We start from the raw sequence: 12,974 nt of genomic DNA on the forward strand, positions 1-12,974 counted from the left end.
GGAGAAACGCTCGCCATGCGAGCGTTTCTCCACCCGTTGCGGGAGCGGCGCACGCGGCGGGGCGTGGATGAGAGGTCTCTCATCGGGGACTCCTGGTCGGTGGGCACCGTCAGCGCCGTCAGCGGTCCGGCGCGAGCAGGTCGGCTCGCAGCACGGGCAGCTCGCGCACCAGGACGTTCCACAGCAGGTCCTTGTCGATGCTCACGTCGTGGTGCGCGAGCCGGTCCCGGATGCGCTTCAGCTCGCGCCACGGCACCCTCGGGCGCGCGGCCCTGAACTCCTCGTCGAAGGCCCCGCACGCCGTCTGCAGATCGATGAGCAGCGCCTTCGTCGCGAGGTACGCGATCTCGTCGTCGCCCACGAACTCGTCGTACCCGCGCGCCACGATCCGGTCGGCCACGTCGAGCATCCGGGCGACGTCCGCCAGGGCGCGGGTCGCGCGCTCCGCCGGTGTGCTCACAGCGGGCGGGCGGTCGCCCGGGCCGACTCGACGACCGGGCCACGCCCGTCGTCGTGCACGATGTCGACCCGCACCTCGAGCAGGTCCTCGAGGTCGAGCTCCATGCGCATGACGTCGACGAGCGACGTCCCTGGCGCGGTGTCGACGAGGAGGTCGAGGTCGGAGTCCTGGGTGTCGGAGCCGGCAGCCGTCGACCCGAACACCCGGACGGTGCGTCCGCCGTGCGCCCGGACGATGTCCAGGATCTCGTCGCGGTGCTCGCGCAATGCCTCGGAGGGGAGCGGCCGGAGCGCGGCGAGCACCCGGTCGAGCTGGACCGGCCCGAGCGGGCGGCGGCCGGTCTCGTGCGCGCTGATGTTGGGCTGCGGCACGCCGCTGCGGTGCGCGAGCTCGGCCTGCGTGAGGCCGCGCCGGCGCCGGCGCTCCGCGAGGTCGGTCGACACGTACCGACCATAGCGCGTCGCTATAGGGCTCGCGGGGTCAGCGGGTCAGGGTCGCGACGAGGGCGGGGACCGCCTCGTCGATCGGGGTGCGGATCACCTCGTCGGCCAGGTGGTCGTACGGCGTGGGCTCGGCGTTGACGATCACCAGCCGCGCCCCGGACTCGACCGCGAGCGGCGCGAGGCTCGCGACCGGATGCACCGTGAGCGTGGTGCCGATCGCGACGAACGTCTGCGCGTCCGTGGCCGCCGCGACCGCGCGGCTCAGCGCGTCCTCGGGGAGCTGCTCGCCGAAGTACACGACGTCCGGCTTGAGCACCCCGCCGCACTCGACGCAGCGCGGGTCCGGCTCGTCGGGCAGCCGTGCGAGCACCTCGCTCGTCGGCCACGTCGTCGTGCACCGCAGGCACGACGTGGTGGCGAGCGACCCGTGCAGCTCGACCACGTGCTCGTCGGACGAGCCCGCGGCCTGGTGCAGGCCGTCGAAGTTCTGCGTGAGGACCGCGCGCAGCCCGCCCGCCCGCTCGAGGTCCGCGAGCGCGCGGTGCGCCGCCGTCGGACGGGCGTGCCAGACCGCGTGCGACGCCCACGCGCGCCAACCCTGCACCCGCACGTCGGCGTCGCGCACGTACGCGGAGATCTCCAGGAGCCGGGCGGCCGACGGGTCCTGCGTCCACACGCCCTGCGGTCCCCGGAAGTCGGGGATGCCCGACGACGTGGAGATCCCCGCGCCCGTGAGGACCGTGACGCCTGGCTCGTCGTGGTGGTGCGGCACGTCAGCCCTGCGCGTCGAGCCGGGCCGCGACGTCCGCGGGGAACCCGCCCGTCGCGATCGGACCCCAGCGCTCGGGCGTGACCCGGATCAGCGACTTGCCCTGCACCCGCATCGCCGCCCGGTACTCGTCCCAGTCCGGGTGCTCGCCCGCGATGCAGCGGAAGTAGTCGACCAGCGCGTCCTCCGCCTCCGGCATGTGCAGCACCTGCGCGGTGCCGTCGACCTGCACCCACGGGCCGTCCCACTCGTCCGAGAGCACGCACACGCTCACCCGCGCGTCACGCTCGGCGTTGCGCGTCTTGGCGCGACCCGGGTAGGTGGAGATCACGATGCGGCCCTCGTCGTCCACGCCGCCCGACACGGGCGAGACCTGCGGGCGGCCGTCCGCGCGCGTGGTGACGAGCAGCAGGTGATGCCGCGGCCGCACGAACTCGAGCAGCTCGTCGCGGGTGGCGGCGGTGGTGGTCGCGATGGAACGTCCCATGGGATGACGGTACGGCGAGCTCACCCGACCTCGTCGGAGAGTGCCGTGGCGGCGTCGACGAGGAGGTCGTCGACGCCGCTCAGGTCCCACCCCTCGGAGCTGGCGACGCGCTCGCGCTGTAGGTCGCAGACGACCGCGACGGCGCCCGGGAACGCGCGCTCGATCATCCGCAGCCCGAGGTCGAACGCGACGGGCGTGAGCTCTTCGGCCAGGAGCCAGGTGCCGACGACCTCGAGGATCCCGTCTGGGCGCCGCTCGGCGAAGGTCGGCCGGACCTCGACGAGCAGGTCGACCAGTCGTGCGTCTGCGGGTGTGGTCGACTCGTGGCGAGCGGCTCTCCACCGAGGGTGAACCCGGTCCCATGCCAGTGCGACGCGCTCGTACGACGGGCGGCGTCGCGGGTTGGCGCGCGCGGCGGCTCCTCTCACCCGTGCGCCATCGCGAGTCGTCGCGCGGTCGCTCCGGATCGCACTGCGGATCGGCATCCAGAAGTCGAGTGCGGGCTCGTAGGCACCGGTGCGTTCCACGATGTCGCGGACGACCCGAGTCCTGCGGGCCGGACTGCCGGCGTTGACGTACTTGAGCACGTCCGTCGCGCCGAGCGGGCGGCTCACTGCTTGCTCCACGTGCCGCAGTCACTCTCGAAGTCCTGCCCGGCGCTGAGGGTGACGGTGGGGTGCCCGCCGTTGACGATGTCGTTCTGGATGATGTCGTCCTGGTTGGTCCCCGTGCGGTAGATGCCCCAGTAGCAGGACGACGCGACGGGCTCGGTGGTCCTGTAGGTGCCCGGCTCCACGTCGACCCCCACCGTCCAGGTACCGATGTCGATCTGGGACGCGGCCACCGCCTCCTCCGCAGCACCGATGACCGCCTCGCGGTCGTCGAGCTCGGTGGCGCGCGTGTCGAGCTGGGTCTCCCGTTCGTCGAGCTCCGCGGCTCGCGAGGCGAGGTCGCTCGTCGCGGTCTCGGCGGCGTCGGCCCTCTTCTCCGCTGTGGTGGCGCGCCGCTCGGCGGCGCTCAGTGACGCCTTCAGGTCGGCGGCCGTCGTCTCGGCGGCCGTGTCGAGAGCACCGCTCGCGACGATCGCGCACCGACCGGTGCCGTCAACGGGCGGCGAGTTCACGAGTCGTCGTAGTCGAGCAGACCGTTCTCGATCACGTGGCGCCGGAACCCGCCGGCCTCGAACGGAAGGAAGTACTCGCTCGCGAGCAGGTCGTCCGCGAGCTTCTCGACCATCACCAGCGTCAGCTGCTTCGTCCGGACTGCGTCGCAGAGCAACGGAACTGTCGCGATGACGCGCAGCCCTTTCTCCTTCGCGACCTGACGAGCGGTGTTGTCGTCGATGACGATCTCGCAGCCGTAGACCTCCCCCATCGCGAGAACTCCGCACTCACCCAGGTTGGTGCGTCCGACCGCGAGCCGGCTCTCGTACGAGGCGAACGTCGCGAGGTAGGCGACGTCGGTCGCTCGGTGGACCGTGATCCACTCGGCATTGAGGACGGCGCCGAGCGTGGGGTTGTGCTCCGAAGCGCGGCGCAGCTCGTCCTCGACCGCCTCCGGGATGTAGACGGCTCGCCCGGCCGCGAGGAACCGCAGCACGCCCAGCCAGCCCTGGGCTGCGAAATGGCGCAGCGGTCCCGTGTCGAAGACCAGCGCGTCGGCCGGGACTGTCACGACACGAACGACCAGATCTCGTCGCTCCTGCGGGTCCGAGGTTGGGGAAGGTCCGACTCGTCGAACGTCCCGTGGAGCAGCTCGAGACCGCGTTCGCGGCTGATCCGCTCGTCGCGGACAAGACGCACCACGGCGCGGGCGTAGGGTCCGGGCACCGTGGTTCCCGCCAGCTCCTCCAATGGAACGTGGAGGTTCATCTCCACGATGTCGGCCCGAGTGGTGCGGATCTCGCGGACTGCGGCTATGGCGTCGCCATCGGCCAACGAAAGTTCCCTCAGCCGTGCTGCCAGTGTCGCCATGTCGACGCGGTAACTGCTTGCGATGTGGATCGCCGCTGCGCGGAGACCCTGCTCGTCCACCGAGGTGGACCACGTGGTCAGAGACGCAGCGGGCAGGAGGAGCGCGCGGGCGAAGCGGTCGAGGCGGGCTTCAGTCGGCACCGCGTCGTCGGACCGAGCCACGCGCCAGTCGATCGTGTAGTCGTCTCCCACCAGGTAGTGCCCGAGCTCGTGCGCCAGCGCCAGGCGGCGTCGCCCTACCTTCATGTGGCTGTTCACCAAGCTGACGCCACCTCGGCGTAGCAAGACCGTTCCAGCATCGGCTGTGTCCTTGCCGATGTCTCGGGAGAAGGCCAGCAGACCCAGGGTCGCAACACTCGCGCTCAGGTCCCGAACGGGTTCGTCGGCGGTCAGGCCGAGGAGGCGCCGCGCGCGCGCGGCGAGAGTGTCTGCCTCGGCGTTCGTGGTCGGCTGCGCGAAGTCGTCGGGAATCGCTGCTGCTCCAGCATCGAGACCAATCTCGGAGCTGTCCAAGCCGGCGACGAACTCGACATCGTCAGTGATCCGCGCAAGGAGGGCGTCGATCTGGGAGTCGCTCGTGTCCAGGCCTTGGCTCGAACGGTGTGCGACGAGCGCGGGGATCGGCTCAGTGAAGAACGACGTCATGCGCACGCCCAGTGCGGTGGCGATGTCGGCGAGCTCGAGGGCCGTCACCCGCCGGCTTCCCGCCTCGATCTTGTTGACGGCCGTGCGGTCGATCCCGACCATGTGGGCCACGTCGTCCTGGCTGAGATCGGCGCGCTTTCGTGCCTCGCGGATGCGCTCGCCCAGCATCTTGGCGTTGACCGTCGTCACATGTGCGATTCTCGCACAGGCTCGTGTGCGGAACCTGCGGCACCGGGTGGACTCGGTTGCGCCGTCATACGTTTCGGCATCGGGAACCTATGGCGCAACGACCGGCGAGCAGCGCCCATCGGCGAACAGCCCCCTTATCGGCACGGCCCCACACGATTGCCCGGCACCGCGGCTAGGGTCCGAGCATTGGAAGGCCGATGACCCAGCAGGCGGGAGCGAGCGTGCGATGACCATGTCCGAGGACGCGTGGGAGCAGCTCGCGCTCGAGACGCTCGCGGAGCCCCTCATGTGGCGCGTTGCGCGCGGCCCGCAGATCGCACCCGGCTCTGGTGAGCGCGAGAGCTGGGACGACCTCGTCATCCCGTCCCGCCTGCGCCGCGCCCTGCGAGACCTCAACCCGTCCGTCCCCGTCGGGTACCTCGAACAGGCGATGGCGGAGATCCTCGCGCCGTCGTCGCAGGACGCGCTGACCGAGAACTACCGCATCCATCGCTTCCTCACGGAGGGCTACCGGGGCCTGACGTACATCGACGACGAAGGACGCGAGCAGACCCCGACGATCCGTCTGGTGGACGTCGACCCGGACCGCAACGACTGGCTCGCCGCCAACCAGGTGACCGTGGTCCGCGGCGACGTCGAACGGCGCTTCGACGTCGTTCTCTACCTCAACGGCATGCCCGTGGTCCTGATCGAGCTGAAGCGCGCCGGTTCGGCGAACGCGGGCCTCGCCAGCGCACACGCACAGATCGAGACCTACGTGCGCGAGCTTCCGCTCGTGTTCCGGTTCGCCGTCCTCGCGGTGATCAGTGACGGCATCACCGCGCGGTACGGGACCCCGTTCACCCCGCTTCACCACTGGACGCCGTGGAACGTGGACGACGTCGGTGCGGTCGTCGGTGCGGAGCACACCGCGGACGGGATGTCGGCACTCGACGTGCTGCTCGACGGGCTCGCCTACCAGCCCCGCTTCCTTCAACTGCTGAACGGGTACGTCGCGTTCGACGGCGGAGACGACGGTCTCACCAAGCGGATCGCGAAACCCCATCAGTACTTTGCCGTGGACAAAGCGATAGCGGCGACGATCGCGGCCGTCGGCAGCAACGGCAAGGCGGGTGTCGTCTGGCACACCCAGGGCTCCGGCAAGTCGATGGAGATGGAGCTGTACGCCAACCAGGTGCTGCGGCACCCGCGCCTGGCGAACCCGACGATCGTCGTCGTCACCGACCGCACCGAGCTCGACGGGCAGCTGTACCAAGGCTTCGCGCGCAGCCTGCTGCTCCCCGAGAAGCCCCAACAGGTGGTCCGCCGCGAGGAGCTGCGCGCCGAGCTGCGCGGCCGCATGTCCGGCGGCATCTATTTCACGACGCTGCAGAAGTTCTCCCGCACCAAGGACGAGCGCGACGCAGGGGCGGCGCACCCGCTGCTGTCCGACAGGTCCAACATCGTCGTCATCGTCGACGAGGCGCACCGCAGCCACTACGACGACCTCGACGGGTACGCCTGGCACCTGCGCAACGCGCTGCCCCGCGCGACGCTCATCGCGTTCACGGGTACGCCCGTCGCGTTCGCTGAGCGGGACACGCGGGAGGTGTTCGGCGACTACATCGACATCTACGACCTCACACGGGCGGTCGAGGACGGCGCGACCGTCCCCGTGCACTTCGAGTCCCGCCTCGTGAAGGTGCGGTGGGCCGACGAGGTCGACGAGGACACGATCGACCGCGCCGCGGACGAGGTGACCTCCGGTCTCGACGACACCGAGCGAGAGCGGATCGAGAAGTCCGTCGCCGTCGTCAACGCCGTCTACGGGGCCCCCGCGCGGATCGCGATGCTCGCTGACGACCTGGTCGCCCACTGGGAGGACCGACGCGCCTCGATGGGTGCCGCGCTCGGCACACCCGAGACTCCGTTCATCTCCGGCAAGGCCCTGGTGGTCTGCGCGACGCGGGAGATCTGTGCGCGGCTGTACAGCGCCCTCGTCGAACGCCGACCGGACTGGCACTCCGACGAGCTCGAGAAGGGACGCGTGAAGGTCGTCTACTCGGGCTCGGCGAGTGACACGATGCCCGTCGCCCAGCACGTGCGGCGGGACTCCGCGAACGCGGTGGTCAAGCAGCGGCTGAAGAACCCGGACGACGAGCTCGAGATCGTCATCGTCAAGGACATGATGCTCACCGGGTTCGACTCGCCCCCGCTGCACACCCTCTACCTCGACCGTCCCCTCAAGGGTGCGTTGCTCATGCAGACGCTCGCCCGTGTGAACCGCACGTTCCGCGGCAAGCAGGATGGTCTGCTCGTCGCCTACGCGCCGCTGGCCGACAACCTTCACGCAGCGCTCGCCGAGTACACGGTCAGCGACCAGGAGACGAGGCCCGTGGGGCGTCCGGTCGACGAGGCGGTCGACCTCGTCGGCCAGCTGCTCGACCGACTCGACACCCTCCTGGACGGCTATGACTGGAGAGCCCGGCTTCGGCAGGGTGATCGTCGGGCTTACGTCGCCGCCGTGCTCGGCGCCGTCGACTACCTGCGACGCCCCGACACCCCGCCCGTCACCAGCAGCGACGGCGAGGAGTCGCGCGTCGCGGCGTACCGGCGCGAGGCCGGCCGGCTCGCTCGCGCGTGGGCGATCGCGGGCCGCGCGGACGCCTTGCACGCCCGCCGGCCGGACGCGCAGTTCTTCGAGGAGGTGCGCGTCTGGATCGGGAAGTTCGACGCCGAGGACCGACAGGCTCGCGGAGAGCCCGTGCCCGACGACGTCCAGCGCCTGCTCAACCAGCTCCTCGCGGGCGTCGTCCAGTCGACCGAGGTTCTCGACATCTACACGGCGGCCGGCATGCCTCGGCCCGCTCTGTCCGACCTGACGCCGGAGTTCCTGGCACAAGCCCAGGCATCCGAGCGCCCCCACCTGGCGATCGAGGCGTTGCGCGCACTCATCGAGGCAGAGTCCCGTACCGCCACGCGACACAACCTCGTGCGGCGCTGTGCGTTCTCCGAGCGTCTGGCCGAGCTGATGAACAGCTACACCAACGCGCAGCTCACGTCGGCCGAGGTCATCGCCGCGATGATCGAGCTCGCCCGCGACGTCGCGCGCGAAGCGAGCCGCGGCGCGCACTTCTCGCCGCCGCTCGACGAGGACGAGCTGGCCTTCTACGACGCGGTCGCGTCGAACGAGTCGGCCGTCGAGCTCCAGGGGGAGGACGTCCTCGCCCAGATCGCCCGTGAGCTCGTCACGATCATGCGCCGCGACGTCAAGACCGACTGGACCGTCCGCGACGACGTGAAAGCGAAGCTGCGCTCGTCGATCAAGCGGCTCCTCGTCAAGCACGACTACCCGCCGGACAAGCAGCCCGCCGCGATCCGTCTCGTGCTCGAGCAGATGGAGTCGATGGCGCCGCGCCTCACGGCCTGACGCCTCGGGCACCAAGGCCTGTGGACAGCGGATCGCCGCGTCTTCGTATCGTCACTACCTTCAGGGCGAACCGGAGCGAACCGGACGTCAGGGGAAAGGTGGTCGAATGAGATCCCGATTGATTCTCACGGCATGTGCTGCGCTGGTGGTTGGACTCGCTCTGCCCAGCGCGAGCGTGGCCGCCGACGAAGTCGCTTGGAGCGCCGATGCCGCGAGCAGCACAGAGGAGTCGCCGACAATCGGCGCTGGCGGCGCCGAGCCTAGTTCCGCAACATCCGATCTCGACGCGGACACCGGCTCCGACGTGATCTCCATCCGGATCGGAGGAGAGGCGGACGCGGGTGGGCCGCTCATCAAGATCGGCTTCATCGTGTGCAACCTGTGGTCCGACAAGCCCCACTACTCGAACGGGGCCGGTGGAGTCATCTACAAGGTCCGCGGTGAGTGCAAGAAGTACGGCGTCGGTCTCGAGAACGTCGTCAAGGTGCATATGAACGGGACCTTGACCAAGGACGGTGTCGTGCGTGCGACGAGGTATGGAACATTCAGCATCAAGACGGATGGCACGAAGCACACCTGGTACGTGCCGCTCATGAACTCGGGCGGCTCGGGGTGCGGTACCTGGAAGGGGAGGAACGTGGTCACGAGCACGGTCCCCTCAGGTATCGCGCCGGACGGGGTTGTCTTCTCGAGTACGAGGTCGGGGTGTTTGCGGGGATGATCGAGAGTCTCTCGTCTGTTCTGGGACGGCTGCCCGAGGGGCGGGTCGCCGATGTCCATCCCACCTACTTCGTGACGTTCCTGACAGGACCGGTCGAGGGCGAGCTGGCGGACATCGACACCGAGGCCACGTACGTGGTCGAGGGTGCGCGCGACGTGACGGCGGTGGTCGCCTGGGCGCAGGCTCACCTCCCGGAGCGGCTGCTGCTCGCAGAGGTGAGCGTGCAGGCGTACGACGGGCCGGACCGTGCCCAGGTCTGGTCGCTGCAGCCTGACACGCCCTGGGCGCGCGAGGTCGGGCCGGACTACACGCACTGAGGACGGACCCGCCCCCGCGCCACGGGTCGCGTGGGCGGGGGCGGGACCGTTCTCGGGTGGGTCAGGCGACCGGTTCGGGCACCCGCTCCGCGACCACCGCGGGCTCCGGTTCGGGCCGGCGGGCCAGGCGGCTCGGCCACCACATGCGCGGGCCGATGTCGAGGTTCAGGGCCGTGACGAGCACCGAGCGGACGACGAGCGTGTCGAGCAGCACGCCGAACGCGACGGCGAACCCGATCTCCGCGAACCCGACCGCGGGGAGCGTGCCGAGCGTCGCGAACGTGCCCGCGAGCACCAGCCCGGCCGACGTGATCACGCCACCGGTCGCGGCGAGGCCGATGAGCGTGCCGCGGCGGTGCCCGACGCGCTGCACCTCCTCACGCACGCGCGTCATGGAAAGAGTTGAAGGAAGTACCGACCGACGTCCCCGGCGGAGTCCTCCGTAGCCGGTCCGTCAAGACCTGCTGGGCGAACCGGCGGTGTGGTCATGTCCTGGTCCGCACCTGTCGCGGCCGTGGGTGCGGGGGATGCGGGCCGCCTTGTCGGACTTGGGGGCAAGGTCGATGGGGCCAAGGTGCGTGCGTCACTCGCTGTAGGCGTGCTCGGCGACGGCTCCGCAGGCGTCGAGGTGCAGGCGGCGAGAGCGAGGGTCGCGAGGAGGATCGTCAGCGCGGCGCGCGTACGGGACATGACCGCAAAGTACTCAACTCGGACATGCGGCGGGTGGGATCGTCCGCCTGGTTGTGGACAACTGTCCTCGTGGGGTCGTCCTCCCGGGACGCAGCGGGGCGGCGTGGGCTTTCACGCCTGCGGCGAACACGGGCCTATCGGCCAGGGTGCCGCCGTTAGCATCGAACAACGCCGCATCGTCGTCGGCCCCTGGCGCTCCCCACCGAAGCCGGGTCAGGGCGACGAGCACGCCGCTCGTGAGGAGTGCACATGTTCGAGAGATTCACGGACCGAGCCCGTCGCGTGGTCGTCCTCGCCCAGGAAGAGGCGCGGATGCTCAACCACAACTACATCGGCACCGAGCACATCCTCCTGGGCCTGATCCACGAGGGTGAGGGTGTCGCGGCCAAGGCGCTCGAGTCGCTCGGGATCTCGCTGGAGGCCGTGCGCGCGCAGGTGCAGGAGATCATCGGCGAGGGCCAGCAGGCGCCCTCGGGCCACATCCCCTTCACGCCGCGCGCCAAGAAGGTGCTGGAGCTGTCGCTGCGCGAGGCGCTGCAGCTCGGCCACAACTACATCGGCACCGAGCACATCCTGCTCGGGCTCATCCGCGAGGGTGAGGGAGTCGCCGCCCAGGTGCTCAACAAGCTGGGCGCGGACCTCAACCGCGTGCGCCAGCAGGTGATCCAGCTCGTCTCCGGCTACCAGGGCAAGGAGCCCGTGGCCGCGGGCGGGCCGCAGGAGGGGCAGCCCTCGGGCTCGGCGGTGCTCGACCAGTTCGGGCGCAACCTGACGCAGGCCGCGCGCGACACCAAGCTCGACCCGGTGATCGGGCGCGAGAAGGAGATCGAGCGGGTCATGCAGGTGCTGTCCCGCCGCACCAAGAACAACCCGGTCCTGATCGGCGAGCCGGGCGTCGGCAAGACGGCGGTCGTCGAGGGTCTCGCGCAGGACATCGTGCGCGGTGACGTGCCCGAGACGCTCAAGGACAAGCAGCTGTACACGCTGGACCTGGGCGCGCTGGTGGCCGGCTCGCGCTACCGCGGTGACTTCGAGGAGCGCCTGAAGAAGGTGCTCAAGGAGATCCGCACGCGCGGCGACATCATCCTGTTCATCGACGAGATCCACACGCTCGTCGGCGCGGGCGCCGCCGAGGGTGCGATCGACGCCGCGTCCATCCTCAAGCCGATGCTCGCCCGTGGTGAGCTGCAGACGATCGGGGCCACAACGCTCGACGAGTACCGCAAGTACGTCGAGAAGGACCCGGCCCTGGAGCGCCGCTTCCAGCCGATCCAGGTCAGCGAGCCGAACCTGCAGCACGCGATCGAGATCCTCAAGGGTCTGCGTGACCGGTACGAGGCGCACCACCGCGTCTCGATCACGGACGGCGCGCTCGTCGCGGCCGCGACGCTCGCGGACCGCTACGTCAACGACCGGTACCTGCCGGACAAGGCGATCGACCTGGTCGACGAGGCGGGCGCGCGCCTGCGCATCCGCCGCATGACGGCCCCGCCGGAGCTGCGCGAGCTGGACGAGGAGATCGCCGCGACGCGTCGCGACAAGGAGTCGGCGATCGACGAGCAGGACTTCGAGAAGGCCGCGCGCCTGCGCGACCAGGAGAAGCAGCTCGGCCTCAAGCGCCAGGAGAAGGAGAAGGCCTGGAAGTCGGGCGACCTGGACGCGGTCGCGGAGGTCGACGAGGAGCTCATCGCCGAGGTGCTGGCGAACGCCACGGGCATCCCGGTGTTCAAGCTCACCGAGGAGGAGTCCAGCCGGCTGCTCCACATGGAGGAGAACCTGCACAAGCGGGTCGTCGGCCAGGACGCCGCCATCAAGGCGCTCTCGCAGGCCATCCGCCGCACGCGTGCGGGCCTCAAGGACCCGAAGCGTCCCGGTGGGTCGTTCATCTTCGCCGGACCCACGGGCGTCGGGAAGACCGAGCTCGCCAAGGCGCTCGCGGAGTTCCTGTTCGGTGACGAGGACGCGCTGATCCAGCTCGACATGTCCGAGTTCTCGGAGAAGCACACGGTCTCGCGACTGTTCGGCTCGCCCCCCGGGTACGTCGGGTACGACGAGGGTGGTCAGCTCACCGAGAAGGTGCGCCGCCGGCCGTTCTCCGTCGTGCTGTTCGACGAGGTCGAGAAGGCCCACGCGGACATCTTCAACTCGCTGCTGCAGATCCTCGAGGACGGTCGCCTGACCGACTCGCAGGGCCGCGTGGTCGACTTCAAGAACACCGTCATCATCATGACGACGAACCTCGGCACGCGGGACATCGCGAAGGGCGTCATGACCGGCTTCCAGGCCGGTGGCGAGCTCGCGACGGACTACGAGCGCATGAAGGCGAAGGTCAACGACGAGCTCAAGACGCACTTCCGTCCGGAGTTCCTCAACCGCGTCGACGACGTGGTGGTCTTCCCGCAGCTCTCGCAGCCGGAGATCTTCGCGATCGTGGACCTGATGATCGCCAAGCTCGACAAGCGCCTCAAGGACAAGGACATGGGCATCGAGATCACGCCCGCGGCCAAGAAGCTGCTGTCCGAGAAGGGCTACGACCCGGTCCTGGGTGCCCGCCCGCTGCGTCGCGCGATCCAGCGCGACATCGAGGACGCGCTGTCGGAGAAGATCCTGTTCGGCGAGCTCAAGTCCGGGCAGAAGGTCATCGTCGACGCGGTCGGCGAGGGTCTGCTCGGGGAGTTCACGTTCGAGGGCGTCGAGCGCGGCGCGGTCGGGAAGGAGCCGGTGGGTGCCGGTGTCTCGGCCGGCACACCCGGCTCGGGCCGCGACCTGCCCGCAGCGCCGCCGATCGCGGCGTCCGGTGACGGCGGATCGGGCCTGCAGCCCGCCTGACGCACCACAGCACGACACCGGCGAGGGCCGGGACCCCACCAG

The 12,974-nt window shown here is 70.0% G+C and carries 12 protein-coding genes and 1 pseudogene; 4 read left to right on the top strand and 9 right to left on the bottom strand.

Going from position 1 to position 12,974, the window contains the following annotated elements; all coding sequences use genetic code 11:
- Positions 1–118: 118 nt before the first annotated feature.
- The 8 genes from ACT17Q_RS02275 to ACT17Q_RS02310 are packed head-to-tail and all read right to left on the bottom strand — an operon-like array spanning position 119 to position 4,966.
- On the bottom strand, positions 119–460 hold the full coding sequence (locus ACT17Q_RS02275) for a HepT-like ribonuclease domain-containing protein (RefSeq protein ID WP_444664460.1): 342 nt from the start codon (positions 458–460) through the stop codon (positions 119–121).
- Positions 457–903, bottom strand: coding sequence for a nucleotidyltransferase domain-containing protein (locus tag ACT17Q_RS02280; RefSeq protein WP_444664462.1), 447 nt, complete (start codon positions 901–903; stop codon positions 457–459). The genes ACT17Q_RS02275 and ACT17Q_RS02280 overlap by 4 nt, the downstream gene beginning before the upstream one ends.
- A 37-nt stretch (positions 904–940) precedes the next feature.
- On the bottom strand, positions 941–1,675 hold the full coding sequence (locus ACT17Q_RS02285) for an SIR2 family NAD-dependent protein deacylase (protein WP_268535514.1): 735 nt from the start codon (positions 1,673–1,675) through the stop codon (positions 941–943).
- A gap of 1 nt (position 1,676) precedes the next feature.
- Positions 1,677–2,159: a PPOX class F420-dependent oxidoreductase gene (locus ACT17Q_RS02290; RefSeq protein ID WP_444664465.1), complete on the bottom strand. Its 483-nt coding sequence runs from the start codon at positions 2,157–2,159 to the stop codon at positions 1,677–1,679.
- A 20-nt stretch (positions 2,160–2,179) separates the two neighbouring features.
- Positions 2,180–2,773 carry a hypothetical protein gene (locus ACT17Q_RS02295; protein ID WP_444664467.1) on the bottom strand — a complete coding sequence of 198 codons (594 nt, stop codon included), beginning with the start codon at positions 2,771–2,773 and terminating at the stop codon, positions 2,180–2,182.
- On the bottom strand, positions 2,770–3,282 hold the full coding sequence (locus ACT17Q_RS02300) for a hypothetical protein (protein ID WP_444664468.1): 513 nt from the start codon (positions 3,280–3,282) through the stop codon (positions 2,770–2,772). Before ACT17Q_RS02300 ends, ACT17Q_RS02295 begins: the two co-directional genes overlap by 4 nt.
- Entirely contained in the window at positions 3,279–3,833 is a 555-nt protein-coding gene (locus ACT17Q_RS02305) for a nucleotide-binding protein (protein ID WP_198303437.1), read from the bottom strand. Before ACT17Q_RS02305 ends, ACT17Q_RS02300 begins: the two co-directional genes overlap by 4 nt.
- A complete protein-coding gene (locus ACT17Q_RS02310; RefSeq protein ID WP_444664471.1) occupies positions 3,830–4,966 on the bottom strand; it encodes a helix-turn-helix domain-containing protein in 1,137 nt (378 codons plus the stop codon). The genes ACT17Q_RS02305 and ACT17Q_RS02310 overlap by 4 nt, the downstream gene beginning before the upstream one ends.
- Before the next feature lie 226 nt (positions 4,967–5,192).
- On the opposite strand from ACT17Q_RS02310, the gene ACT17Q_RS02315 reads away from it, so the two are divergent.
- From ACT17Q_RS02315 to ACT17Q_RS02325, 3 genes are all read left to right on the top strand, one after another.
- A complete protein-coding gene (locus tag ACT17Q_RS02315; RefSeq protein WP_444664473.1) occupies positions 5,193–8,375 on the top strand; it encodes a type I restriction endonuclease subunit R in 3,183 nt (1,060 codons plus the stop codon).
- A gap of 106 nt (positions 8,376–8,481) precedes the next feature.
- Positions 8,482–9,096: a hypothetical protein gene (locus tag ACT17Q_RS02320; RefSeq protein WP_444664475.1), complete on the top strand. Its 615-nt coding sequence runs from the start codon at positions 8,482–8,484 to the stop codon at positions 9,094–9,096.
- On the top strand, positions 9,093–9,413 hold the full coding sequence (locus tag ACT17Q_RS02325; RefSeq protein ID WP_157732586.1) for a hypothetical protein: 321 nt from the start codon (positions 9,093–9,095) through the stop codon (positions 9,411–9,413). Before ACT17Q_RS02320 ends, ACT17Q_RS02325 begins: the two co-directional genes overlap by 4 nt.
- A 61-nt stretch (positions 9,414–9,474) precedes the next feature.
- Here ACT17Q_RS02325 and ACT17Q_RS02330 read toward each other — a convergent pair.
- Positions 9,475–9,807: pseudogene (locus ACT17Q_RS02330) on the bottom strand (MMPL family transporter); the annotation flags it as partial.
- Positions 9,808–10,352: 545 nt separating this feature from the next.
- Here ACT17Q_RS02330 and ACT17Q_RS02335 point away from each other — a divergent pair.
- On the top strand, positions 10,353–12,932 hold the full coding sequence (locus tag ACT17Q_RS02335) for an ATP-dependent Clp protease ATP-binding subunit (RefSeq protein ID WP_094181028.1): 2,580 nt from the start codon (positions 10,353–10,355) through the stop codon (positions 12,930–12,932).
- Positions 12,933–12,974 lie beyond the last annotated feature (42 nt).

It is taken from the genome of Cellulomonas sp. CW35 (assembly GCF_052378485.1).
Lineage (GTDB): Bacteria > Actinomycetota > Actinomycetes > Actinomycetales > Cellulomonadaceae > Cellulomonas > Cellulomonas uda.